The 25,314-nt window shown below is 66.5% G+C and carries 23 protein-coding genes; 6 read left to right on the top strand and 17 right to left on the bottom strand.

The window, feature by feature from the left end:
* Positions 1-13: 13 nt before the first annotated feature.
* The 16 genes from bchJ to bchF all read right to left on the bottom strand — a co-directional run bounded on the left by bchJ (position 14) and on the right by bchF (position 17,991).
* Positions 14-655 (bottom strand): bacteriochlorophyll 4-vinyl reductase, encoded by a 642-nt coding sequence (bchJ, locus tag ACQR1I_RS05655; RefSeq protein ID WP_434867610.1) that lies wholly within the window; start codon positions 653-655, stop codon positions 14-16.
* 1 nt (position 656) lies between these two features.
* On the bottom strand, positions 657-2,261 hold the full coding sequence (bchE, locus tag ACQR1I_RS05650; protein WP_434867611.1) for a magnesium-protoporphyrin IX monomethyl ester anaerobic oxidative cyclase: 1,605 nt from the start codon (positions 2,259-2,261) through the stop codon (positions 657-659).
* A gap of 96 nt (positions 2,262-2,357) precedes the next feature.
* Positions 2,358-3,569: a 5-aminolevulinate synthase gene (gene hemA, locus ACQR1I_RS05645; RefSeq protein ID WP_434867612.1), complete on the bottom strand. Its 1,212-nt coding sequence runs from the start codon at positions 3,567-3,569 to the stop codon at positions 2,358-2,360.
* A complete protein-coding gene (puhE, locus tag ACQR1I_RS05640; RefSeq protein ID WP_434867613.1) occupies positions 3,566-4,651 on the bottom strand; it encodes a putative photosynthetic complex assembly protein PuhE in 1,086 nt (361 codons plus the stop codon). Before puhE ends, hemA begins: the two co-directional genes overlap by 4 nt.
* A gap of 13 nt (positions 4,652-4,664) precedes the next feature.
* Positions 4,665-5,726 (bottom strand): magnesium-protoporphyrin IX monomethyl ester (oxidative) cyclase, encoded by a 1,062-nt coding sequence (acsF, locus tag ACQR1I_RS05635; RefSeq protein WP_434867614.1) that lies wholly within the window; start codon positions 5,724-5,726, stop codon positions 4,665-4,667.
* Positions 5,723-6,028 carry a hypothetical protein gene (locus tag ACQR1I_RS05630; protein ID WP_434867615.1) on the bottom strand — a complete coding sequence of 102 codons (306 nt, stop codon included), beginning with the start codon at positions 6,026-6,028 and terminating at the stop codon, positions 5,723-5,725. Before ACQR1I_RS05630 ends, acsF begins: the two co-directional genes overlap by 4 nt.
* Positions 6,025-6,492, bottom strand: a complete 468-nt coding sequence (gene puhC / locus ACQR1I_RS05625; RefSeq protein ID WP_434867616.1) for a photosynthetic complex assembly protein PuhC — start codon at positions 6,490-6,492, stop codon at positions 6,025-6,027. The genes ACQR1I_RS05630 and puhC overlap by 4 nt, the downstream gene beginning before the upstream one ends.
* Before the next feature lie 16 nt (positions 6,493-6,508).
* A complete protein-coding gene (gene puhB / locus ACQR1I_RS05620) occupies positions 6,509-7,129 on the bottom strand; it encodes a photosynthetic complex putative assembly protein PuhB (RefSeq protein ID WP_434867921.1) in 621 nt (206 codons plus the stop codon).
* 26 nt (positions 7,130-7,155) lie between these two features.
* A complete protein-coding gene (gene puhA / locus ACQR1I_RS05615) occupies positions 7,156-7,935 on the bottom strand; it encodes a photosynthetic reaction center subunit H (RefSeq protein ID WP_434867617.1) in 780 nt (259 codons plus the stop codon).
* Positions 7,936-7,954: 19 nt separating this feature from the next.
* Positions 7,955-9,385 (bottom strand): BCD family MFS transporter, encoded by a 1,431-nt coding sequence (locus ACQR1I_RS05610; RefSeq protein WP_434867618.1) that lies wholly within the window; start codon positions 9,383-9,385, stop codon positions 7,955-7,957.
* Positions 9,382-10,083, bottom strand: coding sequence for a magnesium protoporphyrin IX methyltransferase (gene bchM / locus ACQR1I_RS05605; protein WP_434867619.1), 702 nt, complete (start codon positions 10,081-10,083; stop codon positions 9,382-9,384). Before bchM ends, ACQR1I_RS05610 begins: the two co-directional genes overlap by 4 nt.
* Before the next feature lie 12 nt (positions 10,084-10,095).
* Positions 10,096-11,001 (bottom strand): ferredoxin:protochlorophyllide reductase (ATP-dependent) iron-sulfur ATP-binding protein, encoded by a 906-nt coding sequence (gene bchL, locus ACQR1I_RS05600; RefSeq protein WP_434867620.1) that lies wholly within the window; start codon positions 10,999-11,001, stop codon positions 10,096-10,098.
* Positions 10,998-14,588: a magnesium chelatase subunit H gene (locus ACQR1I_RS05595; RefSeq protein WP_434867621.1), complete on the bottom strand. Its 3,591-nt coding sequence runs from the start codon at positions 14,586-14,588 to the stop codon at positions 10,998-11,000. Before ACQR1I_RS05595 ends, bchL begins: the two co-directional genes overlap by 4 nt.
* Positions 14,563-16,119, bottom strand: coding sequence for a ferredoxin:protochlorophyllide reductase (ATP-dependent) subunit B (bchB, locus tag ACQR1I_RS05590; RefSeq protein ID WP_434867622.1), 1,557 nt, complete (start codon positions 16,117-16,119; stop codon positions 14,563-14,565). Before bchB ends, ACQR1I_RS05595 begins: the two co-directional genes overlap by 26 nt.
* 1 nt (position 16,120) lies before the next feature.
* Positions 16,121-17,407 carry a ferredoxin:protochlorophyllide reductase (ATP-dependent) subunit N gene (locus ACQR1I_RS05585; RefSeq protein WP_434867623.1) on the bottom strand — a complete coding sequence of 429 codons (1,287 nt, stop codon included), beginning with the start codon at positions 17,405-17,407 and terminating at the stop codon, positions 16,121-16,123.
* Entirely contained in the window at positions 17,404-17,991 is a 588-nt protein-coding gene (bchF, locus tag ACQR1I_RS05580) for a 2-vinyl bacteriochlorophyllide hydratase (protein ID WP_434867922.1), read from the bottom strand. Before bchF ends, ACQR1I_RS05585 begins: the two co-directional genes overlap by 4 nt.
* A gap of 229 nt (positions 17,992-18,220) precedes the next feature.
* Here bchF and ACQR1I_RS05575 point away from each other — a divergent pair, with 229 nt between their 5' ends.
* From ACQR1I_RS05575 to ACQR1I_RS05550, 6 genes are all read left to right on the top strand, one after another.
* Entirely contained in the window at positions 18,221-19,117 is an 897-nt protein-coding gene (locus ACQR1I_RS05575) for a cobalamin B12-binding domain-containing protein (protein WP_434867624.1), read from the top strand.
* 140 nt (positions 19,118-19,257) lie between these two features.
* On the top strand, positions 19,258-20,625 hold the full coding sequence (ppsR, locus tag ACQR1I_RS05570) for a transcriptional regulator PpsR (RefSeq protein ID WP_434867625.1): 1,368 nt from the start codon (positions 19,258-19,260) through the stop codon (positions 20,623-20,625).
* A gap of 16 nt (positions 20,626-20,641) precedes the next feature.
* A complete protein-coding gene (chlG, locus tag ACQR1I_RS05565) occupies positions 20,642-21,568 on the top strand; it encodes a chlorophyll synthase ChlG (protein WP_434867626.1) in 927 nt (308 codons plus the stop codon).
* Positions 21,565-22,899 carry a BCD family MFS transporter gene (locus tag ACQR1I_RS05560; protein ID WP_434867627.1) on the top strand — a complete coding sequence of 445 codons (1,335 nt, stop codon included), beginning with the start codon at positions 21,565-21,567 and terminating at the stop codon, positions 22,897-22,899. Before chlG ends, ACQR1I_RS05560 begins: the two co-directional genes overlap by 4 nt.
* Before the next feature lie 4 nt (positions 22,900-22,903).
* On the top strand, positions 22,904-24,115 hold the full coding sequence (locus tag ACQR1I_RS05555; protein WP_434867628.1) for a geranylgeranyl diphosphate reductase: 1,212 nt from the start codon (positions 22,904-22,906) through the stop codon (positions 24,113-24,115).
* Between the two features lie 11 nt (positions 24,116-24,126).
* A complete protein-coding gene (locus ACQR1I_RS05550; RefSeq protein ID WP_434867629.1) occupies positions 24,127-24,390 on the top strand; it encodes a hypothetical protein in 264 nt (87 codons plus the stop codon).
* 288 nt (positions 24,391-24,678) lie between these two features.
* On the opposite strand, the gene ACQR1I_RS05545 is transcribed toward ACQR1I_RS05550, so the two are convergent.
* Positions 24,679-25,098 carry a c-type cytochrome gene (locus tag ACQR1I_RS05545; RefSeq protein ID WP_434867923.1) on the bottom strand — a complete coding sequence of 140 codons (420 nt, stop codon included), beginning with the start codon at positions 25,096-25,098 and terminating at the stop codon, positions 24,679-24,681.
* Between the last annotated feature and the right edge of the window lie 216 nt (positions 25,099-25,314).

Raw genomic sequence — 25,314 nt, 5'->3', positions numbered from 1 at the left:
GCATGGCGTGGTCTCACCAATCGATTTCGAAGCGGCAGGCAGAAGCGCCCACGGCTTCGCAAGCAATTTCGCGCGCTCGGGCTTCGGGATGCACCAGCGTCCTGAAGAGCGTCTCGAATGTCGCGGCGTAGAAGTCGCAGATGGCATGATCGCCGTGATGGCCGCGGCACAATGGACACTGGCTGATCTCGTAGACGGTCGGCCGTCCCGGGCGCGCGGTGAAAATGCCGGTGCCGGCGAAGGTCCACGCATGCGCCGTGATCGCCCGCGACAGTGCCCGGCTTGCAAGCCGCGCCGGCAGCAGTCGCAGCACACGCTGGGCGGGCCTGGGAATGCGATGCGCGAGGAGATAGGCGGCTGTCAGCTGCCCTGCCTTGCTGCTGACGGCCCGCGCGGTGTCATCGTCGAGCATCATCCGCAGCGCGCCATGCAACCTGATGACCTCGGCCTCGTCGACCATCTCGGCCGGCGGACAGGTGAGATAGTCTTCCAGGCGCGCGGCCGCGAACACGCGGCGCGCAATGTCCTCTCCCAACAGCAGCCGCAAGGCCTCGGCCGTCTGGATGATCGCATTGGGGCCGATACGCCCGGCTGCATGATGAGACGCATCGGCAGCGCGCGGCAGCGACAGGTGCTGGGCGCGCGTGCCGTGCATGTCAATGCACCCTGGTCTCGGCCTCTTCGCTCATCTGCTCGGTGCCGCCGCCGCAGGCCATCGCCTGCGCCTGCTGCGGTCCGGTCAGCTTGCGATTATGGCTGGTCTTCCATTCGATCTTGCCGGGATCGGCGCGCTGGCGCGAGGTATCGAAGCCGAAATCGACCTTGCCCTTGGATTGCGGCCCCCAATAATTGACGCGGCCGAGGTCGTAGAACTTGCGCTCGAAGCCGGACTTCAGGAACGCCTTGAGGCAGCCGAGCAGATACCGCCTTCGCTCGCCGGAGCCGGCCCAGGGATACGAGAACAGCGCCTTGTGCATGTAGAAACGGCGGTAGTTGTTCATGACGCCGTCGAGCAGTTCGCCGCGATCCATCGCGTCCGGCTTCATGATCGGCGTGACGAAATTGTACTTCTCGTAGTCGAAGATCTCGACCTTGTCGCCGAGATCGCGGAACAGGTCGGAGAACGGCCACGGCGTATACATCGCCCAGTTGGCGAGATCCGGCTTCCAGTCCCGCGCCATCTGGTAGGTTTCTTCCAGGGTCTCGCGGGTCTCGTTCTCCAGGCCGACGATGAACTGCGCCTCGACGACGATGCCGGCGTCGCGGAGCAGCTGAATCGCCTTCTTGTTCTGCGCGACCGTGGTCTCCTTGTTGAAGCGGTCGAGCTTCATCTGCGCCGCGGCCTCCGTCCCCAACGAGACATGGATCAGGCCTGCCTTGCGGTACAGCGGCAGCAGCGCCTCGTCGCGCAGGATGTCGGTGACGCGGGTGTTGATGCCCCAGAGAATCTTGAGGTCGCGCCGGATCAGCTCCTCGCAGAATGCGACGAACTTCTTCTTGTTGATGGTCGGCTCCTCGTCGGCCAGGATGAAGAAGCCGACATCGTGCTCGCGCATCAGGGTCTCGATCTCGTCGACGACCTTCTTGGGGTCACGGATGCGGTAGTCGCGCCAGAACTTCCACTGCGAGCAGAAGCTGCAGGTGAAGGGGCAGCCGCGCGCCATGTTGGGAATGGCGACACGCTTGTTCATCGGGATGTAGATGTATTTGCTCCATTCGAGCACGCTCCAGTCGGGCGTGATCGCATCGAGATTCTTCACTGTCGGCGCCGCGACGGTCGCGACCACCTCGCTCCCGTCGCGATAGGCGATGCCCTTGATACTGCGGCGGTCTTTCGCCCAGCGGCCATCCTCGCGGGCGCGCATCAGGTCGACGATGATCTCCTCGCCCTCGCCGCGCACGATGGCGTCGATCCACGGCGCTTCCGTCAGCACCTGCTGATACATGAAGGTGGCGTGGATGCCGCCGAGCACGGTCAGCGCATCCGGGTGCTCCTCCTTGGCGATCTCCAGGAGACGCTCGGCCTTGTAGATCGAGGGCGTGATCGCGGTGCAGCCGATGACATCGGGCTTTTCGCTGCGCAGGATGGCGCGGACCTGATCTTCGGACAGATCGTTGGTCATCGCGTCGATGAAGCGGAGATCGGCGAAGCCGGCGGCCTTCAGCGCGCCGGAGATGTAAGCCGCCCAGGCTGGCGGCCAGTTTCCGGCGATCTCGGCGCCACCGGAGTGATAATTCGGATGCAGCAATAAGATCCGCACGGCGTCCTCCCCCGATTATCAATTTGTCCAATCATCTTAACGTCAAGCTTGATTGACAAATTGATCTGGCTCAAACGCCGCGCGAATCCTCCTTTTTTAGGCTGCCTGCGCGAGGCCCATCTCGGCCCAGATCTCCGACAACGCCCCCACCAGATGTTCGATGTCGGCGTCGGAGTGATACGGCGACGGCGTGATGCGCAGCCGCTCGGTGCCGCGCGGCACCGTCGGATAGTTGATCGGCTGCACATAGATGCCGTAGCGATCGAGCAGGATGTCGCTGATCCGCTTGCACAGCACGGCATCGCGCACCATCACCGGCACGATGTGGCTCGGATTGTCGAGATGGCTCACGCCCGCTTCATCGAGCCGGCGGCGCAGCCGCGCGACGCGATCCTGGTGCCGGGCGCGCTCGACATTGCTGGACTTGAGATGGCGGATGCTGGTGAGCGCACCCGCGGCGACGGCCGGCGGCAGCGAGCTGGAGAAGATGAAGCCGGAGGCGAAGCTGCGGACGAAATCGCAGACGGTGTTCGAGGCGGTGATGTAGCCGCCGATGACACCGAACGCCTTGGCCAGTGTGCCTTCAATGACGGTCAGGCGATCGGCGACGCCGTCGCGCTCGGAGATGCCGCCGCCGCGCGGGCCGTACAGGCCGACGGCATGGACCTCGTCGAGATAGGTCATCGCGTTGAACTCGTCGGCGACATCGCAGATGTCCGAGATCGGCGAGATGTCGCCGTCCATCGAATAGACGCTCTCGAACGCGATCAGCTTCGGCACCTTCGGATCGAGGTCCGACAGCTTGTCGCGCAGGTCGGCGACGTCGTTGTGGCGCCAGATCCTTGTCTCGCAGCGGCTGTGGCGGATGCCCTCGATCATCGAGGCGTGGTTGAGCTCGTCGGACAGGATCACGCAGCCGGGCATCCGCGCCGCCAAGGTCGACAGCGAGGTCCAGTTCGAGACGTAGCCGGAGTTGAACAGAAGCGCCGCCTGCTTGCCGTGGAGATCGGCGAGCTCTTCTTCCAGCAGGATGTGATAGTGATTGGTGCCGCTGATGTTGCGGGTGCCGCCAGCGCCGGCGCCGCAGCGGTCGAGCGCCTCGTGCATCACCTCGAGCACCTTGGGGTGCTGGCCCATGCCGAGATAGTCGTTGGAGCACCACACCGCGACGTCACGCTCGCCATGGGGACCGCGATAGGTCGCGATCGGGAAGGCGCCGGCCTTGCGTTCGAGATCGGCGAAGACGCGATAGCGTCCTTCGCGCCTCAGACCGTCGAGCTGGCGGCGGAAATAGTCTTCGTAGTTCATGGTACTCCCCCCTGTGCTGTCGTGTTCGGATCGACCGGTGTCGTGACTGACACCGCGGCCAGTCCGGTGATGGTTTGCGCCTGCGCATCGGCGCGCGCCTGGCGATAGGCCTGGCGGAATTGCTCCTCCAGCCGCTGCCGCGCCAAGGCGGCGGCGTTCTTTTGCGCCGACATGGATGCCTTTGGCTGCGGCGCGGGGCGCTCGGCTTCCGGCGTCGGCGGCACCACGGCCAGCGTCGGCCGCGCCAAGGGCACTGCTAAGGGCATTGCAGGCGCAGGCGGTGGCGCGTGAACCGGCACGGGGATGGCCGCGACGGTTGCCAGCGCCGGCTCGACCGGCGCGCTCCAGCGCCAGAGATTGATCACCGGCATCGGCAGCGCCATGAAGCCGTGCTCGAGCAGACCGAGCGCGATCAGCGACGCCAGCAGCGACAGCGCCACGCCGTCGAACGAGGACTTTGCGCCGAGCGCGGCGGCGGCGACCAGCACGGTCGCGGTCGCCGCGGCGGCGATCGAGAACGGAAACAGCAGGTTGATCGACTTCTTGGCGAAGTAGCTGCGCATGAAGCGGACCTGCTGCGGCAGCAGCTCGTCGTTCAGGGTGCGCACGCCGAGGAACAGATTGATCTTGGCGCTCTGCCTGAGCACCAGCAGCGCGGCGAAGGTCCACCAGCTCAGGCGGTTCGGCGCACCAGAGGTGACCGCGAAGACGAGACCCGCGGTCGCGATCAGCGCCAGCTCATGATAGGCGATCGCCTGCAGCGCGAAGCCCACACGGGAGGCCGGCGTGCAGTCGCCAGGACACGGCTCGGGCCGCGGGCCGGTGATCCAGCCAGCGAGCAGCGACATCTCCACCGTGCCCCACAGCAGGATCGCGCAGGTGAAGGCGCAATAGGCGTTGGCTTCAGCGGCGGCCTGGCTGGACACCGCGACGCCCGACAGGGCCGCGACGAAGGCCGCGGCCGTGCCCCATTTGAACGCGGCCGGATAGCGGGCGGCGAGCCCGACCAGCGCCAGCACGGCGCCGGTCGAGAACCACCAGACGAACACGACATAGGGAATGGCAATCGCGGTCGCGCCCATGGCCGGCTCCTTGTCACCAGGCGGGTTGCAGCCTGATCTCCCGTGGCAGCTCGTTGCTCTTGGCCGGCAGCATGTAGAGGCGGCCGAACGTCAGCGCCGCCTTGATCGGCAGCAGCGTGCGCTTGATCGCTCCCATCACACCACCCTGCGCCTTGGCCTCGGCAATCGCCTCCGACACCTGGCGCAGCTGGTTCAAGCCGGCCCAGAAGCGCGGATTGTCGATGTCCAGCATCACCGGGAACACCTGACGCGAGATCTCCGAGGTGATCCGGAACACCCGCATGTCGTACTCGTCCACGGGCATGCCGAGCGCTTCATAGAAGGCCGGCCGCATGTGGTCGCGCACATGCATGGTCGCAAACACCGCGAGCAGGAAGAACTTGATCCAGAGCTTATTGAGGCCGCTCAGCAGCTTCGGATCGGCACGCATCAGGAGCGCAAACGCCTCGCCATGGCGGAACTCGTCGTTGCACCAGCGCTCGAACCACTTGAAGATCGGATGGAACTGGCGCTCCGGGTGCCGCTCCATCTGCCGATAGATGGTGATGTAGCGGGCATAGCCGATCTTCTCGGACAGGTAGGTCGCGTAGAAGATGAACTTCGGCCTGAAGTAGGTGTACTTCTTCGTCTTGGTAAGGAAGCTCAGATCGACGCCGATGCCGTGATCCTTGAGGATCTCGTTGATGAAGCCGGCGTGGCGGGCCTCGTCGCGGCTCATGAACTGGAACAGCTCGCGGATATCGGGATTGGTGATCCGCTTCTTGATCTCGGCATAGAGCACGCAGCCGGAGAATTCGGCTGTCAGCGAGGACACCAGGAAGTCCTTGAACTCAGCGCGAAGCGCCTCCGGCAATTCGTTCAGATCCTTCTCGAATTCCGGCGTGCGCACGAAGTGCTTGCGGTTGTGGTCGGCGCGCAGCTCGGCCATGACCGCATCCCACTCCCGGCGCACCAGGTCGACGTTGAGGCGATCCATCGCCGCGAAGTCGGTGGTGTAGAAGCGCGGCGTGAGGATCGTATCCTCCAGCGCCATCTTGGTGGAGATATTGCCGGATCCGCCTTCCATTGCGATCATCTGACCCTCCCGTCCGAAAAGCTGACGTCGTACAATTCCGTGAGTTCGAGATAGCCCGCGACGTGCATCATCGCGCGCTTCAGGGGACCTGCCCGCACCACGGTCGCGGTGCGGCGCAGATTGAGCTGCTCGCCGAACTTGACCGTGATCGGATCGCCATGAATGACGACCTCGTCGCCCGGTCGAATGTTGACGTCGCGGTCCAGCGTGACATGGGCATGCAGAGTCTCGGAGGTCTGCTCGACCTCGATGCTGCAGCCGATGTCGAAGCGGCGGGGCTCGTTGGCCCATAGTCCTTTCATCGCGTCTCTCCCATCGTCATCAGTTCGGTGAAGCGGCGCTTGTTGTCGGCGCCGAACGGCGCGAGATCGACGCGCCGCCCCGTCGCGGGATCATCCAGGCTCAGACGGCCGTCGGACCAGCGGTTGATGGTGAAGGCCGGCCCCGAGCCAATGGCGTGGCGCTGGCGGTCGAATGCCATGCTGCGCAGAACCGTGCGCAGGAAGCCATCGACGCCGGCCTCGACGACGCCGACGACCTTGCCGCTGTCCGGCGCCACCACGGAGATGCCGCCATCGGCGCGATCCTCGAACCGCAGCGGCACCGATTGCACCGCCGCGACGTGATCCACGTGCACGGTGCCGAGCCCGGTCAGACGACCGAGCGCGGCTGCGAGCAGCGCGAAGGCGACCAGTGCGATGGCCGCGCGAAGCGCGCCCTTCGGGATGATGATCTCGGCTTCGGCATGACCCTCGGCTTGGCTCATGACGCCCTCCTCCTCATCACGCCGCGCTGGCGACGGCCCCCGCAGGCGCACCCTGCGGCTGACCAGTGGCTGCCGCGAGCGGCTGCGCCGCGACGGCACCGTCGGACGCTGCGACCAGCGCCTTGGCGAGAATCTCGGCCACATCGCGGGCATTCGGGACACCACGCAACATCGGCTCGACCTCGTTGAGCCGCCACGGACGCGAATGCGGCCACAGCAGCAGATAGGACAGCCGCTGCTCGGCGATGACGCCGAGCGGCAGGTCGCCCGAGCCGTCCGAGAACAGCTTCACGTCGGCACGGGCAATCTGCTTGAACGGCACGTTCAAGGTCATCGGCAGCACGGCACCAAACTGCAGCAGCACGCGCCTGGAGGTGATGGTGTAGCGCGTGGTGCGGCTATAGAGCACGGCGAGGCCGGTGAGCAGCGCGGTCGCAACCGCCACCGGCATCGCCAGCGACGACGCGGTCGCGAGCGATGCCGCGAGCGGCTGATGCGCCAGCCAACCCGACACCACATGGGCACCGAACAGCGCTGCGAAATAGGCGAGCACCAGGCGCAGGTGGAACACCCGCAGCAGCAGCGCCTTCACCGTCGGCTGTCCCTGCCAGAGCAGCCGCTCGCCCTCCGGCAGCATCAGCGTATCCATCTCCTTGCGCGTACTCACAGCAGCGGCTCCTGGCGTGCAGCAGTCGCATAGAGATGGCCGCCGCCATAGTAGCCGACGATCTTGTCTTCCTCGAGCTTGGTGACCTGATCGGGCTTGGCGAGACCGGGCACGTTGGCGAATTGCGAACCGAGAATGGCATCGACCAGCACCGCCTTGCGCGACTTGTCGACGATCGCCATGGTCATCGGCAACAGCACGTGGCGACCGGCGATGCCTGCGACCTCGACTTCGAGATAGCGGATCAGCATCTCGGCGCGGTCGACCCAGACTTCGCGGACCTTGCCGCCGACGTTACCATCGCAGCCGATCACCGGCATGCCGCGCGGATCCGGATCCTCCGCCGCGATGAAGATGCTGCCGTCGACGCGCAGCGGCACGATCGCCGGGATGTTGTCCATGGTCAGCTCCGGCTCGTCCTTGCGCGCGGCGTAGGAGCCCGGGCCAACGCCGTCGAGCATCGGGTTGCCGGTCGGCAGATAGGGCGTGCCCGGCCAGGCGTACATCGGGGTCACCGGCGCATCGGCACGGTCGTTGTCCCAATTCGGCAGGGTCGCGGTGCGACCACCATGCATGTGGTAGGTCTTCGGGCTCGGCGGCACCGGGAAGCCATGACCACTCGAAGCGGTCTGACGGCCGACCCGGCCCTCGAACTGCAGCGGATAGCCTTCGCGCTTGTCCTCGGTACGCAGGTAGAAGATCAGGCCCGCGAAGAAGATCCAGAACCCGTAAAGTACGACCTGCGCGACATCGATGTAGCTCGTGAAAGACGTCATGGCTTCCTCCCCGACTGGGCTATCCTGGAAATTCCGCTATTCCGAAGTGTAGCTGCTGTTGCGGCGCGGCCTGCCGCCGCACCAGCGGCCCGATGACCGCGAGCGTGACGAACAGCAGACCGATCTCGATGTGGTAGACGATGCTGTAGCCGGTCGCCGGACCCGCGAGCGCGACGCCGAGCCGGCCATCGAGCGCGAGCTGCGACATCACATCGCGAATGGCGCCACCGCCGGCAATCGCGACACCTGCCGCGGTGGCCTGCACTGCGCCCCAGGCGCCGAGCGCAAGCCCGCTCTCGCCGTTCTGCACCAGCGCCATCGCTGCGGTCAGCGTGCCCACCGCGAACAGACCGCCGCCGAATCCGATCAAGGTGGTGCCCATCCGGAACAACAATGGCGAAGCCAGCGGTGCCGAGAAGATCACGGCTGAGAAGGCGAGCAACCCGACGAGGCCGCCGAGGGCTGCGATGCGATAAGGGTCGGAGCCCTTGCCGAGCCGGCGCGCCGACAGGCCGAAGCCGGCGAGCGTCCCAGCCGCGAACAGCGCGGTCAGCGCGGTGGTCTCGCCGACGGTCAAATGCAGGATCTCTGCGCCGTATGGCTCGAGCAGGATGTCCTGCATGGTGAAGCCGGCGGTGCCCAAGCCAACCGCGACCAGCACGCGCATCGAGCCGCCGGCATCGCGGAACTGCCGCCAGGAGTCACCGAAGCGCGGACGCTCGCGGGCAGCCGATGTGCGCGCGGGATCACGCGCCTCCTGCTTCCACAGCGCGATGACGTTGAGCACCATTTCCGTCACCGCGGCACCCTGGATCACCTGGATCAGGCGCATCTCGCTGAACTCGGCGAGCAGCCCGCCGAAGGTCAGCGCGCTGGCCATCATGCCGAACATCAACATGACATAGAGGAAGGCGACGACGCGCGGGCGGGAGTGCTCGGGCGCGATGTCGGTCGCGAGCGACAGGCCGGCGGTCTGCGTGGTGTGCAGCCCGGCGCCGACCAGCAGGAAGGCGAGTGCTGCGCCAATACGGCCGGCGATCACCTGGCCCGGCGCGTCGCCCGCGGACAGCAAGAGCAGCGCGAACGGCATGATGGCGAGGCCGCCGAACTGCAGCAGTGTCCCCATCCAGATATAGGGCACACGACGCCAGCCGAGCACGGAACGGTGGTGATCGGACTTGAAGCCAATCAGCACGCGCAGCGGCGCGAACACCAGCGGCAGCGCCACCATGGTCGCGACCAGCCAGGAGGGCACGCCGAGTTCGACAATCATGACGCGATTGAGCGTGCCGTTGAGCAACACCACCGAAATGCCGATCGAGACCTGGAACAGCGACAGCCGCATCAGGCGCGACAGCGGCAGCTCGGTCGAGGCGGCATCCGCAAACGGCAGATAGCGCGACGACAGCCGCATCCACGCTTGCATGATCGATGGTGCGCGCAGGCTCATGACGGCCGCAGCTCCAGCGCGTGCGAGATATAGAATCCGTTGGCGATGCGGCAATTGCGGGCGCAGCGCCAGTCGGCGAGATCGTGGTGGTCGGCGATGAGGCGGTACAGCGTCTGCTCGGCGACCGGCTCGATCGACGGCGCGCGATTGCCGCGCGGGAACACGCCGCCGACCGCATGCATGACCGCCAGCAGCGGCGTGCGCGGCGCGTAGGTCATCAGGATCGCATCGGACGTGCGGCCCGCGAGACCGGCGACGATGCGCACGGCATCCTCGGCCCGGTAGTGGATGAAGGAGTCCATCGCGACGACGAAGTTGAAGCCGCCATGCTTGGGATCGAGCATGTCGCCGGCGACGAAGTGGATCGCCTTGCGGCTGATGTCGTCGGGCAGCCGCTTCTGCGCGATCTCGATCAGCGTCGGCGAGATGTCGACGGCGACGACGTCGGCGCCGCGGCGGGCCGCCTCGATCGAGAAGCTGCCGGTGCCGCAGCCGGCATCGAGGATGCGCGCGCCGCGCAGATCGAGCGGCAGCCAGGACAGCAGCGTCCGCCGCATCTCGTCGCGGCCGGCACGCACGGTGGCGCGGATGCGGCTGACCGGTGCATCCGAGGTCAGCCGCGTCCAGGCGGCGACCGCGGTGCGGTCGAAGTAGGTCTCCACTTCATTGCGGCGGGCGAGATATTGCGCTGAAGTCATTGCCAGCCTCACTCAGTCGAAGCCCAGGAGATCGAAGATGTCGCGGTCCTTGAGCGGCAAGGCCTGGATCGGCTCGACGCCGGCAAGCAGCGACGCCGCGAGCCGCAGATATTCGTTCTGGGCACGCTCGACGTCCGGCGACGGCTCCATCTCGAACAGCGTGCACTTCTTCAGTCGGCTCTTCCGGATGACGTCGAGATCCGGGAAGTGCGCCAGCGTCTTCATGCCGATGCGCTCGTTGAACTTGTCGATCTGGTCGGTCGCGGCACTGCGATTGGCGATGACGCCGCCGAGCCGCACCGGATAATTGCGCGACTTGGCCTGGATCGCCGCGACGATGCGGTTCATGGCGAAGATCGAGTCGAAATCGTTGGCGGCGACGATCAGCGCGCGATCGGCATGCTGCAACGGGGAGGCAAAGCCACCGCAGACGACGTCGCCAAGCACGTCGAAGATCACCACGTCGGTGTCTTCGAGCAGATGATGCTCCTTGAGCAGCTTGACGGTCTGGCCGACGACATAGCCGCCGCAGCCAGTGCCGGCCGGCGGCCCGCCTGCCTCGACGCACATCACGCCGTTGTAGCCCTGATAGACGAAGTCATCGGGGCGCAGCTCCTCCGAGTGGAAATTGACCTGCTCGAGGATGTCGATGACGGTCGGGACCAGACGCTTGGTGAGCGTGAAAGTCGAGTCGTGCTTCGGATCGCAGCCGATCTGCAGCACGCGCTTGCCGAGCTTGGACAGCGCCACCGAGAGGTTCGACGACGTCGTGCTCTTGCCGATGCCGCCCTTGCCGTAAACAGAAAACACTTTCGCGGTGCCGATGACCACGTTCGGGTCGAGCTGCACCTGGACACTGCCGGCCCCGTCGGGGCGGCGCGGCGCTGTCGTCAGCGGAGGTCTCAAGGTGACGTTCATGCGGCAACTCCTACGCCTTCGAGGCGATCTTCGAGCTCTTCCCCGGCCTTGCGCAGCACGTCGAGCATCTCGGGGTCCGGGGTCCAGTAATTGCGCTCATGCGCCTCGATCAGACGGTTGGCGATCTTCGCGGACGCCGCCGGATTGAGCGAGGCAAGCCGCTCGCGCATCGCGGGGTCGAGCACGAAGGTCGTGGTGATCTGCTGATAGACCCAGGGCGCGACCTGGCCCGTGGTGGCCGACCAGCCGACCGTGTTGGTCACGTGCGACTCGATCTGGCGCACGCCCTCATAGCCATGGGCGAGCAGCGCCTCGTACCATTTCGGATTGAGCGTGCGGGTGCGGGTCTCCAGCGCGACCTGCTCCGACAGCGTGCGCACCGTGCCTTCGCCGCGGGTCTGGTCGCCGATATAGACCGGCGCGGCCTCGCCCTTGGCGCGCTTCACCGCGCGGCTGATGCCGCCGAGCGTATCGAAATAATGGTCGATCGTGGTGACGCCGAGCTCGACCGAGTCGACGTTCTGATAGGCGGCGTCGACGCCGGCCAAGACATGGCCGAGCAGCGCGTCGCGCCGGACAGGCCGGCCGTCGGTGCCGTAGGCAAAGCCCTTGCGCTTGGTATAGACGTCGGCGAGCTCGTCCTCGTCGGTCCAGGCGCCGCAATCGATCAGGTGATTGACGTTGGCGCCATAGGCGCCCTCGGCATTGCCGAACACACGCAGCGCCGCATCCGCGATCTCGCCGCCATGGGCAGCCTGGAACGCCAGCGCATGCTTGCGGACGTAGTTGAATTCGACAGCCTCATCCGCCGACGCGGCGAGCAGCGCGGCTTCCGCGAGCAGCTTGGTCTGCAACGGCATCAAATCGCGGAAGATGCCGGAGAGCGTGATGACGACGTCGATGCGCGGGCGTCCCAATTGCTCCAGCGGGATCAGCTTCGCGCCGCAGAGACGGCCATAGCTGTCATGGCGCGGCGCGGCGCCCATCAGCCACAGCGCCTGTGCGATCGGCCCGCCCTCAGTCTTCAGATTGTCGGTGCCCCACAGCACCAGCGCGATCGTCTCCGGCAGCTTGTGGCCTTCGCCGGCATGGCGGGCGAGCAGCCGGGCGACCTGGCGCTCGGCATCCTTGAGCGCGAAGGCGCTGGGGATACGGAACGGATCGAAGCCATGCAGGTTGCGGCCGGTCGGCAGTACGTCGGTGTTGCGCAAGAGATCGCCGCCCGGAACGGGACGGATGTAGCCGCCGTCGAGCGCGTGAAGGATTGCGGGCGTCTCGCTGTCGGTCGCGAGCATCCTGTCGAGCTCGGCACGCTTGGCCGTATCGGTGATGCCGGCGAGGTCGAGCAGTTCGGTCCGCTGCCCTTCCGGCGGCGGCGCGCCGACGACATGCAGGCCATGCGGGATCAGCGAGTACTCCAACTCCAGCACGCTCGCGGAGAGCCCGCCGATGCTGGCGTCGCGCTCGTCGCCCCACAGCGGCTCAGCCGCGGCGAGATCGACCGCCGCCGCCTGCGCCTGGATCAGCGCCGCGCTGTCGCCCCTCACCTGCTCGGTCGCATCCGGCGACAGATTGCGCCAGGCGTCGAGCGAGGATTTCAGATCGGCGAGGCCCTTGTAGAGGCCGGCGCGCGTGATCGACGGCGTGAGATAGCTGACCAGGGTGGCGCCGCCGCGGCGCTTGGCGAGCGCACCTTCGGAGGGATTGTTGGACGCATAGATGTAGAAGTTCGGGAGGTCGCCGATCAGCCGTTCGGGCCAGCACTCGGCGGAGAGGCCCGCCTGCTTGCCCGGCATGAATTCGAGCGCACCATGGGTGCCGAAATGCAGAACCGCGTTGGCGCGGAAATCCTCGCGCAGCCAGCGATAGAACGCGGCAAACGCATGCGTCGGCGCGAAGCTGCGCTCGAACAACAGCCGCATCGGATCGCCTTCATAGCCGAAAGCCGGCTGCAGGCCGACGAACAGATTGCCGAACTGCTCGCCGAGCACCAGCAGGCCGGAGCCATCGGTCTGGTGGCGGCCGGGCGCCGGGCCCCATTGCTTCTCGATCTCGGCAAGATGACGCTCGCGGCGGACATGCTGATCGACCGGAATGCGCGCAGCGACGTTGGCGACGGTGCCGAAACGCTCGGCATTGCCCTTCAGAACGCGGGCGCGCAGCTCATCGACATCAGCCGGCACATCGATCGTGTAACCGGCGGCGCGGAGCGAGTTCATCACATTGAAGAGCGACTCGAACACAGAGAGGTAGGCTGCGGTGCCGGCGCTGCCGCCGTTGGGCGGGAAGTTGAACAGCACCGTCGCGATCTTGCGCTCGGCCCGCGCCGAACGGCGGAGCTCGACCAGCCTCGCCACGCGCGCGGCGAGCTGCGCGGCGCGCTCCGGCAGGCTCGCCATGTCGCGCCCGTCATCGGCCATCGCCGAGCGGCCGCCGAACACGGTCGGACCGACCGCGCCGTCTAGCTCGGGGATCGCCACCATCATCGTGGCTTCGACCGGCGTGAGCCCGCGCGCATCGTCGCGCCACTGCTCGACGGTCTGGAATTCGAGCGGATGCGCGGCGATCAGCGGGACGTCGAGCCCGGCCATGACTTCTTCGGCGGCACGCGCATCGTTGTAGGCGGGGCCGCCGACCAGCGAGAAGCCGGTGAGCGAGACCACGGCATCGACGGTCCCCACACCGTCCTTCTGGAAGTAGCGCTCGATCGACGGACGCGAATCGAGTCCACAGGCGAACACCGGGACCACCGCCAGGCCGCGCGCCTCGAGCGCCGCGATCACACCATCATAGTGCGCGGTGTTGGCAGCGAGCAGATAGGAGCGCATCAGGATCACGCCGACGCGGCCGACCGGCTTCGGCGGCGCCGGAAGCTCGTCGATGCGTTCGGCGATGCGCTGCTTCATCCTGGGATGATAGAGACCGACATCGGGATAGCTCACCGGCTCGGCCGCCTTGAGCTTGCCGCGCAGGGCGGCGCGCGGGCCGTCGGCGTAGCGGCCGACCAGGAAGCGCACCATGTTCGCGAAATTCTGCTCGGAGCCGGCGAGCCAATATTGCAGCGTCAGGAAGTAGGCGCGCAGGTCCTGCGCGGTGCCGGGGATGTAGCGCAACAGGCGCGGCATCCGCTGCAGCATCTTCATCTGGCCCTGGCCGCTGGCATTGCCCGAGCGATTGCTGCCGCGCAGCCGCTTCAGCAGGCCGAGCACGCCGGTCGCCGAGCCCGACATCGTCAGCTTGCCGAGCCGGGTCAGCCGCACCACTTCACCGGCCGACAGGCAGCCGATCATGGCGTCGCAATGATCACGGCGGGCCTGCAACGCCGGCAGCACCGGCTGGATGTGGTCCTCCATGAACAGCATGGTGGCGACGACGATGTCGCCAGTCGCGATGTCGGCGAGGCAATGCTCCAGCGCGTTCGGATTGCAGCCCCATTCGTCGGCCGCATGCACCTTGAGATCGAGCCCAGGCAGCTCCGCCTGCAAGGTCGCGCGCGCACGCACGGCAGCCGAGGCGAGATGGCTGTCCATCGTCACGATCACCACCCGGATGGGTGTGACGTCAGCGACCGAAATGCGCTTTGGCATCGTACAGGGTCTCGAGCGTGATCAGGTTGACGTTGCGCTCGCGCGCGTAGCGTTCGGTGTTGCGGCGCGCCTTGCCGCGCACGAAGAACGGAATCTTGGTCAGCTCGCGCTCGGCGTCGGACGCCCAGGCGAGCTCGTTGGTGGTGACGGTTTCGACGACGCGCAGCTGCGTCTGCTGCGGCGGCGCAGCCGGCGCGGCGCCGAGATGCGACGGCGCGTGATCGGCGAACTCATGATCCTCGCGGAACATGCCGAGCAGATGCTCCTCCAGGCCCATCATCAGCGGATGCACCCAGGTGTCGAACAGCACGTTGGCGCCTTCAAAGCCCATCTGCGGCGAGTAGCGTGCAGGAAAATCCTGCACGTGGCATGGCGCCGAAATCACGGCGCAGGGAATGCCCAGGCGCTTGGCGATATGGCGCTCCATCTGCGTGCCGAGCACCAGCTCCGGCCTGAGCTCGCTGACGCGGGCCTCGACCTCAAGATAGTCATCGGTGATCAACGGCTCGACGCCGTAGAGCGCGGCGGCTTCGCGGATCTCGCGCGCGAACTCACGCGCATAGGTGCCAAGACCGACGACCTCGAAGCCCAACTCCTGCGTCGCGACGCGGGCAGCAGCGACGGCGTGGGTCGCATCGCCAAAAATGAAGACGCGCTTGCCGGTGAGATAGGTCGAGTCGACCGAACGCGAGTACCACGGCAGGCGGCTCTCGGTCCGGGCCAGCACCGGCGCGGCATCGACGCCGGCAAGAGCGGCGACTTCGGCGATGAAATCGCGCGTGGCGCCGACGCCGATCGGGATCGTGTGCGTATAGGGCTGGCCGAACTGGCGGTTCAGCCATTGCGCGGCCGTGAGCGCGATCTCGGGATAGAGCACGATATTGAAATCGGCTTGCGGCAGGCGGGCGAGATCGGCCGGCGTCGCGTTCCACGGCGCGACGACGTTGATCTCGATGCCGAGCTCCACAACCTGCCTGGTCACTTCCGCGAGGTCGTCGCGGTGACGGAAGCCGAGAGCCGTCGGACCAAGCAGGTTGCAGACTGGACGAGCGCCCGCCTCCCGTTGACGGCGGGGGGAGCCCTCAGCGGAAGACGCAGCCAACGCCCGTACAATCCGGTAGAATGTTTCCGAGGCGCCCCAATTCTCCTTGCGCTGATACGCCGGCAGCTCCAGCGGGATCACCGGAATCGGAAGCTTCAACGCCAGTGCAAGGCCGCCGGGATCGTCCTGGATCAGCTCGGCGGTGCAGGACGCGCCGACCAGCATCGCTTGCGGCTGGAAGCGCTCATAGGCTGACCGCGCCGCGCTCTGCAGGAGATCGGCGGTGTCGCCGCCGAGATCGCGCGCCTGGAAGGTGGTGTAGGTGACCGGCGGCCTTTGGTCGCGGCGCTCGATCATCGTGAACAGCAGGTCGGCATAGGTGTCGCCCTGCGGCGCATGCAGCACGTAGTGCACGTCGCGCATCGCGGTGGCGATGCGCATCGCTCCGATGTGCGGCGGTCCTTCATATGTCCAGACCGACAGCTGCATCTCACACCGCCAGTCTGGTTTGCCGCAGCAGCGGCCGCGCGAACAGCTCGGCGAGATCGCCGGCCTGCTCGAACCCCTGGATGGGCGTGAAGATCAGCTCGATCGACCATTTGGTCGTGAGGCCTTCGGCCTCCAGCGGATTGGCGAGGCCGAGCCCGCAGACGACGAGATCGGGACGCGCCTCGCGGCAGCGATCGAGCTGGCGCTCGACGTCCTGGCCTTCGCTGAGCTGCGTGCCCCCGGGCAGCAGCGCGAGTTCGGAAGCGAGATGATCGCGATGCAGATAGGGCGTACCGACCTCGACCAGCTCCATGCCGATCTCGCGGGCGAGAAAACGCGCCAGCGGGATCTCGATCTGCGAGTCCGGGAATAGGAAGACACGCTTGCCGGCGAGCTGCGCGCGGTAGCGCGCCAGCGCCTTCTCCGCCCGCTGCTTCAGCGGCGCGAGGGTGCGCTCGACATGGCTGCGCGACACGCCGAAGGCATCGGCCGCGGCCGCGAGCCACAACGCGGTGCCCTCGCCACCGAGCGGGAATGGCGCAGCGATACGCCGGCAGCCACGCTCTTCCAAGGCGCGCGCAGTGTCGCCGAGGAACGGCTGCGCCAGCAGCACACGTGTCTCCGGGCCGATCGCCGGCAGCTCCGATGAGCGGCGCGGCGGCAGGAACGCGACCTGGTCGATGCCGAGCGCGGCGAACGTGCGCTTGAACTGGTCCTCGACCACATCGGCGAGCGCGCCGACCACCAGCAGCGACGGCCGCGCCGCGCGATCCGCTGTCGGCAACACCGGCACCAGCGCGGCAAGGCAGGCATCCTCGCCTTGCGTGAAGGTGGTCTCGATGCCGCTGCCGGAGTAGTTGAGCACGCGCACGCCGGGCGAGAAGCGCTGCGACAGCCTGAGCGCCGCACGCGACAGATCGAGCTTGATGACTTCCGACGGACAGGAGCCGACCAGGAACAAGAGCTTGATGTCCGGACGCCGCGCCAGGAGTTGCGCGACGATACGGTCGAGCTCGTCATTGGCGTCGACGAGGCCAGCGAGATCGCGCTCCTCCATGATCGCGGTGGCGAAGCGCGGCTCGGCGAAGATCATCACGCCGGCGGCCGACTGGATCAGATGCGCGCAGGTGCGCGAGCCGACCACGAGAAAGAAAGCGTCCTGGATTTTCCGGTGCAGCCAGACGATGCCGGTCAGGCCGCAGAACACCTCGCGCTGGCCGCGCTCGCGCAGCACGCCATCCGTCGACGAGGCCGGGGCAACCGTGCAAGCCTGCGCGTGGACATTCATGACGCGCGCTCCACGCTGGCGACCGCAGCCTGCTCCTGCAGCCGCGCCGCGCGCAGCTTGAGCAGGAACTGTGTGGCATTGATCGCGTAGGCGGCGTAGGCGGCGAGCACCAGCAGCATCTGCTGCTGCGCCGAGCCAACGTGGCCGATGATCGCGGCGAGGTAGGCCGTATGCAGCGCGATCACCAGCATCGAGAACACGTCCTCCCAAAAGAAGGCCGGTGCGAACAGATAGCGCCCGAACACGACCCGCTCCCAGATCGAGCCGGTGATCATGATGGTGTAGAGCAGCGCCGTCTTGAGGACGACGGAGGCGGTCGCGAGCCAGAGTCCCTCGCCCGTCGCGAGATAGCGCGCCACCAATCCGAGACTGATCAGGAACACGAGAAACTGCAGCGGCGCCAGGATTCCCTGCACCAGGGTCCACGGCGTCGCGTCCCGCCTGCGCTTTTCCTCAGGCGTGTAAAGCGCTTGCCGCGGCGCACGCGCCGACTTCTCAGGTGTGAAGCAGAGTTGACTCCACAGCGACGGATCAGTGGCGGACGTGAATTGAGCGTCACACGATGTGTAAAGATGATTTGACAACATCAGTTCCGGGTGGTGCGATAACGGCAACCACAGGGATGTTGTTGGTGCACCGCACTCGGTTTGGTCAACGCTACGTTGTGCAGTTCGCAGGTGGCGCATCGCAAATCCCCGAGTGCGAGCCCGATGGGGAAACGCTAGACCTGGGCAGGAAGAGTGTCAATCAAAATTGACGTCAAATAATATTGACGCAACGAGTGACGTGCGCTCATATGGAGGGGAGGCGCTGATGACCGAGCTCAATGAGACAGCCCGATTTCCGCGAGCACGCTTTCGGACGAAGCGTGGGTCACCCGGCTTTCTTTCGCCGGGGACGCCGCGCATCAACGTGCCGCTGCACACCACCCGCCATCCGCAGCTCAACGACGCGATCGAAGCCGAGATCATTCCGCGACTCGTGATGGCCCATGCCTCCTCACTCGAACGCGTGCCCGCGACCATCGCGGCATCCGCGCAGGAGGCCGCCGATTTCGCCGAGATCGTGTTGGGGGCGGACGACGATCGCGCCGTCGCCTGCATCCAGGCGCATCGCGATCATGGCGAGACGCTGGAGCGGATCTATCTCGATCTCCTGGTGCCGACCGCGAACTATCTGCGCCATCTGTGGGCCGACGATGAGCGCGACTTCGCCGACGTCACGCTCGGCTTGTGGCGGCTGCAGCAGCTGCTGCGGCATTTCAGCCCGGCGTTCTGCGCCGAGCTCGCGGTCGCGCCGGCGGGCCTGCGCGTGCTGCTGACGACCGCTCCGGGCGATCGGCGCGAGATCGGCCACATGATGTTCGGCCTGGTGCTGGCGGGCGAATTCTTCCGCCGCGACGGCTTCGACACCTGGATCGAGCCGGATACTGCGGATCGCGGCTTTGTCGAGACGCTCCGCACGCAATGGTTCAACGTCGTCGAGTTTTTCGCCACCAGCGACAAGAAGCTTGACGATCTCGCCTCAAACATAAGGATGGTCCGGCGCGAGTCCTCCAACCAGGACATCGGCGTGCTGGTCTGCGGTCCTGCGTTTATTGAACGGCCTGAACTCGTTCTTCTGGTCGGCGGCGACGGTGTCGTCTCCGACCTGAGCAGAGAGGCTTCGCAAGCCCGGCACGTCGTCAGTCTTCTGACCGAACGGCGATAGCCAAGAGGGTGCAGTGAAGATGAATGCTGGAACGAGACTTGCCGCGCGAATGCTCCTTGACTGGGAGGACAACGGCGTTGGTGAGGGCGTTCAGAGCTCCGAAAGAGTCGCTTGGCGATCTCAATGCGGATGTTGCGGCCATGCTGGTGGCCGCAGCGTCCGACATTGCGCTCGCGCTCGACGCCGACGGCAACATTCAGGACCTGGCCTTTCAGCAGGCCGGGCTACCGCTTGAATTGAGAAACACAGACGAGTGGATCGGCCGATCCTGGCAAGCAACAGTGTCCGAGGAAAGCCAGACCAAGCCAGAGCTACTGCTCGCCGAAGCCTCCCAGCGCAAGGTGTCGCGCTGGCGCGAGGTGCGCTATCCGGCCGCGCGCGGGCCGGACATTCCGATCCTGTTCGCGGTGGTGGCGATCCAGGGGGCGGCCCGCTACATCGCCGTCGGCCGCGACGTGCGCGCCACGGCCGCCCTCCAGCAGAAGCTGATCGAGGCGCAGGTTGCGATCGAGCGCGACTACTCGCGCATGCGCAACGCCGAATCGCGCTACCGGATCCTGTTTCAGATCACCGCCGAGCCGGTGCTGATCATCGACGCGGTCAGCCACCGCATCGTCGAGGCCAATCCGGCCGCGGCCACCCTGCTCGATCATGGCGCCGCCACCCTGATCGGCAAGCTGTTTCCCGACGCGCTGCTGCTCGACGACACCGCGGTCTCGCAATCGCTGTCGCTGGCGATCCGTTCGCAGGGCAAGATCGAGCGCGCCAAGGTTACGCTCGACGGCGGCCAGGATTATCTGCTCGACGGCACCTTCTTCCGGCAGGATACGTCCTCGCTGTTCCTGCTGCGCTTCTCGCCGCAGTCCGTACATCAGGCGCTTCCGAAGGCATCGGACGTCAACACCCAGCTGGTGCAGTTCGTCGAATCGGCGCCGGACGGTTTCGTCATCACCGACATGGAGGGCCGGCTGCTGCACGCCAACGCCACCTTCCTGCAGCTCGCCCAGATCGAGAACATGCATCAGATCCTCGGCGAGACGATCGACCGCTGGATCGGCAAGTCGGCGGTGGATTTCTCGGTGATGCTGAGCAATCTGCGCCAGCACGGCACCCTGAAGCTGTTCTCCAGCGTCATCCGCGGCGAGCATGGCTCGCCGGTCGACGTCGAGATCTCCGCCACCACGGTCGGCGCGCCCGGCCAGGCCCGGCTCGGCTTCACCATCCGCAATGTCGGACCACGCATCACCAGCGACGGCGGCGACCACGGCTACATTCCGCGATCGCGCGAGCAGCTTGCCGAGCTGATCGGGCGCGTGCCGCTGAAGGAGCTGGTGCGCGAGACCACCGACGTGATCGAGCGGATGTGCATCGAGACCGCGCTCAAGCTCACCGGCGACAACCGTGCCACCGCCGCGGAAATGCTCGGCCTCAGCCGGCAGAGCCTCTACGTCAAGCTCAGGCGCTACGGCCTCGCCGAGTTGAGCGAGGAAGACAGTCAGTTGGAATAGTGGGAAGAGTTCTGCAATGACCGAGATCGCGCCCGTCCCGCTCGCCCCAAGGATTCCTTCAAGGAATTCTGCAAGGCTTCATCCTTCGGCCGTTCTCGAACTGTTGAAGCCGATCACCTGGTTTCCGCCGATCTGGGCGTTCGGCTGCGGGGTGGTGTCGTCGGGTGCGCCGCTGGCGCCGCGCTGGCCGATCGTGATCGCAGGCCTCGTGCTGGCAGGCCCGATGGTGTGCGCCACCAGCCAGGCCGTGAACGACTGGTTCGACCGCCATGTCGATGCGATCAACGAGCCGGACCGGCCGATCCCATCGGGCCGGATTCCCGGCCGCTGGGGCCTCTACATTGCCTTGATCTGGACCGTGCTGTCGCTCGGCGTCGCGACCCTGCTCGGCACCTGGGGCTTTGCGGCGGCCGCACTCGGCCTCGCGCTGGCCTGGGCCTACAGTGCGCCGCCGATCCGGCTGAAGCAGAACGGCTGGTGGGGCAACAGCGCCGTCGGGCTCTGCTACGAGGGACTGCCGTGGATCACGGCCGCCGCGATCATGAGCACGCAGGCGCCATCCTGGCCGGTGCTTGCGATCGCGCTGCTGTACAGCGCCGGCGCCCATGGCATCATGACCCTGAACGACTTCAAGTCGATCGGCGGCGATCGCGTCAGTGGCGTCAACTCGCTGCCGGTGCTGCTTGGTCCGGAAAAAGCTGCGCGCCTTGCCTGCATCACGATGGCACTGGCACAGGTCGGCGTGCTCGTGCTGCTGGTGGCCTGGAGCCGACCGGTGCATGCCATGATCGTGGCCGCGCTGATCGTGGTTCAGCTGGTGCTGATGCGGCGGCTGATGACGAAGCCACGCGAGCTCGCGCCCTGGTACAACGGGACCGGCGTTCTGCTCTATGTGCTGGGCATGCTGGTGACGGCATTCGCGCTGGCGGGAATGGCAGCATGAGCACCGCCGCGCCCGCGTCCCTCTCCTGGTTCGGCATCGTCAGGCTCGGCCTGGTGCAGACCGCGCTTGGCGCGGTCGTGGTGCTGACCACCTCGACCCTCAACCGCGTCATGGTGATCGAGCTGGCGCTGCCGGCGATGATCCCAGGACTCCTGGTGGCCATCCACTACGCGATGCAGGTGCTCAGGCCCTGGCTCGGCCATGGCTCCGATGTCGGCGGCCGCCGCTTCGCCTGGATCGTCGGCGGCATGGCCGTGCTCGCCGCGGGCGGCCTGCTGGCTGCCGTCGCCACCGCGCTGATGGCCACGCAGCTCGCCCTCGGTCTCGCGCTCGCCGTGGTCGCCTTCATCATGATCGGCATCGGCGTCGGCGCCGCCGGCACCTCGCTGCTGGTGCTGCTCGCCAAGCGCACCGCGCCGGCGCGGCGCAGCGCCGCCGCCTCGATCGCCTGGATCATGATGATCGCCGGCTTCATCGTCACGACCGCGGTGGCCGGCAAGGCGCTGGACCCGTTTTCTGGCGAGCGGCTGATGCTGGTGTCGGGCACCGTTTCGGCAATCGCTATGGTGCTGACCCTGCTCGGGGTCTGGGGCATCGAACAGCCGGAGCTGTCGACGCAGGCAGCCTCCGCCGCAGCCGAGCGTGGCGGCTTCATGGAGGATTTCCGCGAGATCTGCCGGGAGCCGCAGGCACGGCGCTTCGCGCTCTTCATCTTCGTCTCGATGCTTGCCTACAGCGCCCAGGACCTGATCCTGGAGCCGTTCGCCGGCAGCGTGTTCGGCATGACGCCGGGCCAGACCACGCAGCTCTCGTCAGTCCAGCACATGGGCGCGCTGATCGGCATGATTCTGATGCCGGCGATGGCGAGCCTGCATGCCGACTGGCGGACGCGGCCGCAGCCCTGGATCATCGGCGGCTGCCTCGCCTCGGCGCTGGCGCTGCTGAGCCTGGTGGCGGCCGCCACCGTCGGGCCGGCCTGGCCGCTACGTGGCTCGGTGCTGCTGCTCGGCATCACCAATGGCGTCTACGCCATCGCTGCGATTGGCGCGATGATGAACATGGTGAGCGAAGGCCGCGACAATCGCGAGGGCACGCGGATGGGCCTGTGGGGCGCCTCCCAGGCGATCTCATTCGGCATCGGCGGATTCGTCGGCACGGCGGCGGCCGATGCCGCGCGTCATTTCATGCCGTCGACCGCCTCGGCCTACGCGGCGGTGTTCGCCGCCGAAGCGGCGCTGTTCGTCCTTTCCGCCTGGCTCGCGATCTGGATCAAGCGCCCCCGCGAGCAGACATCGACGCTTCAGGCGCAGCCAGCCAATCAGGGAGCCTAGTGTGATGACCCCCTCGACCTCTTCCGAGACGTTCGATGTTGTCGTGGTCGGCGGCGGACCAGCCGGCGCCACCGCTGCCAACGACCTCGCGCGCCAGGGCCACCATGTCTTGCTGCTCGACAAGGCCGGCCGCATCAAGCCGTGCGGCGGGGCGATCCCGCCGCGGCTGATCGCGGAGTTCGAGATCCCCGACCATCTGCTGGTGGCGCGGATCTCGTCCGCGCGGATGGTGTCGCCGAGCAACAGGGATGTCGACATGCCGATCGACGGCGGCTTCGTCGGCATGGTCGATCGCGAGCACTACGACGAATGGCTGCGGGCGCGGGCCGCGCAGGGCGGCGCGATCCGCCGCACCGGGACATTCAGCGAGCTCACCCGCGACAAGGACGGCGTGGCCGTGATCCACTACGAACGCCGAATGGATGACGGCAGCGTGCGGGCTGACAGCGTGCGGGCGCGGGTCGTCATCGGCGCCGACGGCGCCGTCTCGGCGGTCGCGCGCCAGTGCATCCCCGAGACCAGCGAGATGCGCTACGTGTTCGCCTATCACGAGATCATCCGCTCGCCGGATCGCAGCCATCCGGTGTTCGACCCCACGCGCTGCGACGTGGTGTATCGCGGCCAGCTGTCGCCGGATTTCTACAGCTGGGTGTTTCCGCACGGCCCGACGACCAGCATCGGCACCGGCAGCGCCCACAAGGGATTCTCGCTACGCGGCTCGGTCGCCCAATTCCGCAAGGCCGCCGCGCTCGACGATCTCGAGACCATCCGCCGCGAGGGCGCGCCGATCCCGCTGAAGCCGCTGTCGCGCTGGGACAATGGCCGCGATGTCGTGCTCGCTGGCGACGCGTCCGGCGTTGTCGCGCCCGCGTCGGGCGAAGGCATCTACTACGCGATGGCCGGCGGCCGTGCGGCGGCGAACGCCGTCGCGCTGATGCTGAGGAACGGCGATGCCGCTGCGCTCGCCACGGCGCGAAAGGCCTTCATGCGCAAGCATGGCGGCGTGTTCTTCATCCTCGGCATGATGCAGCGCTACTGGTACACGAACGACGCCCGCCGCGAGCGCTTCGTCGCGATCTGCCGTGACAAGGACGTCCAGCAGCTGACGTGGGACGCCTACATGAACAAGGAGCTGGTGAAGGCGAAGCCGCTGTCGCATGTGCGGATCTTCTTCAAGAACATCGCCCACCTCACCGGGCTCGCGAAGGCGGCGTAGCAGCTCACGCGATGGATGAGCTGTTTCGCAGCCCGCATGTGGTCGACTTGATTCTCGCGGTGGTGGCAATCGAACTCGCGGCGGTCACCTGGATTTGGCAGCGGCACCGCCGCGGCATCCGCCCGCGCGCGCTGCTACCCAACCTGCTCGCCGGTGTCTTCCTGCTGCTGGCGCTGCGTTGCGCGCTGACTGGGGCGCCGTGGTTCTGGCTCGCGGGATGTCTCGCCGCGTCGGGCGTCGCCAATGTGGTTGATCTGCGGCAGCGGTGGCGCTGAACGCTATAAATGGCCGGGATTGGTCGCTCAGCCGACCGTGCGTATGCCCGGCTGCCCACGACTCCCAAAGCTGTCATTCCCGCGAAAGCGGGGATCCATAACCACGGGATGCAGTCGGTTGCGCAAATGCTTCAACGCGCAGCGTGCCTGGAGGGAGATCACGCGGTGTGGATCCCGGGTCGGCGCCAAGCGATGCTGCGCGTCACTTGGCTTGCCCGGGACGAGATCGGAGAGTGGAGAGCCATCGCCTGCATCACGATCAGCGCAGGAACGACGGCCCCTGCCCGCTCACTTCTTCTCGGAGAACGTCTTCAGATAGGCGATGACGTCCTTGCGCTGCTGCTCGTTGGCGAGCTTGAACACCATCTTGGTCGAGCCGGTGGCCTGGTCCGCCTTGCCCTTCTCGGTCAGGTACTTCTTCAGGAAGGCGCTGGGGTCGACCAGATATTCGAAGATGTTGTCGTCGGTCCAGACCAGGCCGGCCTCGCCCGCGTGCTTGTTGAGATCGGAATAGGCGAAACCGGGATAGGTCCCGGTCGGACGGCCGACGACGCCGGTCAGCACGGGACCGACTGCGTTCTTGGCGTCGGGTCCGATGCGGTGACACGTCATGCACTGCTTGAAGACCTGTTCGCCCTTCGTAGCATCGCCTCCATCCAGCGCGAACGCCGCACCGGCTGACGTTACCGTGACAAGCATCGCGACCAAACCCGCTCTGAGCATCCTGCGTCCTCCCAATCTTTTGTTAGTGCATGTCATTGCCCCTTACAGCTAGCAGTGTCATGACGTCTTGTCATTCACAAGCACGACAAAACTGGGCGGTTAAGTCGCACTTCGACCACGGAACCGGCATAGGAACACCAACGAAAGTTGCATGCTCGGAAATAAACCTTGACACCGAAGGCGCTGCGTGGGCTAACGACA

The sequence above is a fragment of the Bradyrhizobium sp. HKCCYLS2038 genome (assembly GCF_051167655.1).
Lineage (GTDB): Bacteria > Pseudomonadota > Alphaproteobacteria > Rhizobiales > Xanthobacteraceae > Bradyrhizobium.
The sequence above is the reverse complement of the archived record's forward strand: the minus strand, read 5'-3'. Positions and strand labels throughout refer to the sequence as shown.

Coding starts and splice junctions, on each gene's coding strand:
- puhA (WP_434867617.1), bottom strand. CDS start 7,935: ATGACGTCTTTCACGAGCTACATCGATGTCGCGCAGGTCGTACTTTAC.
- ACQR1I_RS05550 (WP_434867629.1), top strand. CDS start 24,127: ATGGATGAGCTGTTTCGCAGCCCGCATGTGGTCGACTTGATTCTCGCG.
- ACQR1I_RS05575 (WP_434867624.1), top strand. CDS start 18,221: ATGACCGAGCTCAATGAGACAGCCCGATTTCCGCGAGCACGCTTTCGG.
- ACQR1I_RS05630 (WP_434867615.1), bottom strand. CDS start 6,028: ATGAAAGGACTATGGGCCAACGAGCCCCGCCGCTTCGACATCGGCTGC.
- puhE (WP_434867613.1), bottom strand. CDS start 4,651: ATGGGCGCGACCGCGATTGCCATTCCCTATGTCGTGTTCGTCTGGTGG.
- bchB (WP_434867622.1), bottom strand. CDS start 16,119: ATGCAGCTGTCGGTCTGGACATATGAAGGACCGCCGCACATCGGAGCG.
- acsF (WP_434867614.1), bottom strand. CDS start 5,726: ATGATCGCAATGGAAGGCGGATCCGGCAATATCTCCACCAAGATGGCG.
- ACQR1I_RS05610 (WP_434867618.1), bottom strand. CDS start 9,385: ATGAGCCTGCGCGCACCATCGATCATGCAAGCGTGGATGCGGCTGTCG.
- bchJ (WP_434867610.1), bottom strand. CDS start 655: ATGCACGGCACGCGCGCCCAGCACCTGTCGCTGCCGCGCGCTGCCGAT.
- hemA (WP_434867612.1), bottom strand. CDS start 3,569: ATGAACTACGAAGACTATTTCCGCCGCCAGCTCGACGGTCTGAGGCGC.
- puhC (WP_434867616.1), bottom strand. CDS start 6,492: ATGAGCCAAGCCGAGGGTCATGCCGAAGCCGAGATCATCATCCCGAAG.
- ppsR (WP_434867625.1), top strand. CDS start 19,258: ATGCTGGTGGCCGCAGCGTCCGACATTGCGCTCGCGCTCGACGCCGAC.
- bchM (WP_434867619.1), bottom strand. CDS start 10,083: ATGACTTCAGCGCAATATCTCGCCCGCCGCAATGAAGTGGAGACCTAC.
- ACQR1I_RS05560 (WP_434867627.1), top strand. CDS start 21,565: ATGAGCACCGCCGCGCCCGCGTCCCTCTCCTGGTTCGGCATCGTCAGG.
- ACQR1I_RS05595 (WP_434867621.1), bottom strand. CDS start 14,588: ATGCCAAAGCGCATTTCGGTCGCTGACGTCACACCCATCCGGGTGGTG.
- bchL (WP_434867620.1), bottom strand. CDS start 11,001: ATGAACGTCACCTTGAGACCTCCGCTGACGACAGCGCCGCGCCGCCCC.
- ACQR1I_RS05585 (WP_434867623.1), bottom strand. CDS start 17,407: ATGAATGTCCACGCGCAGGCTTGCACGGTTGCCCCGGCCTCGTCGACG.
- ACQR1I_RS05555 (WP_434867628.1), top strand. CDS start 22,904: ATGACCCCCTCGACCTCTTCCGAGACGTTCGATGTTGTCGTGGTCGGC.
- chlG (WP_434867626.1), top strand. CDS start 20,642: ATGACCGAGATCGCGCCCGTCCCGCTCGCCCCAAGGATTCCTTCAAGG.
- puhB (WP_434867921.1), bottom strand. CDS start 7,129: ATGCTGCCGGAGGGCGAGCGGCTGCTCTGGCAGGGACAGCCGACGGTG.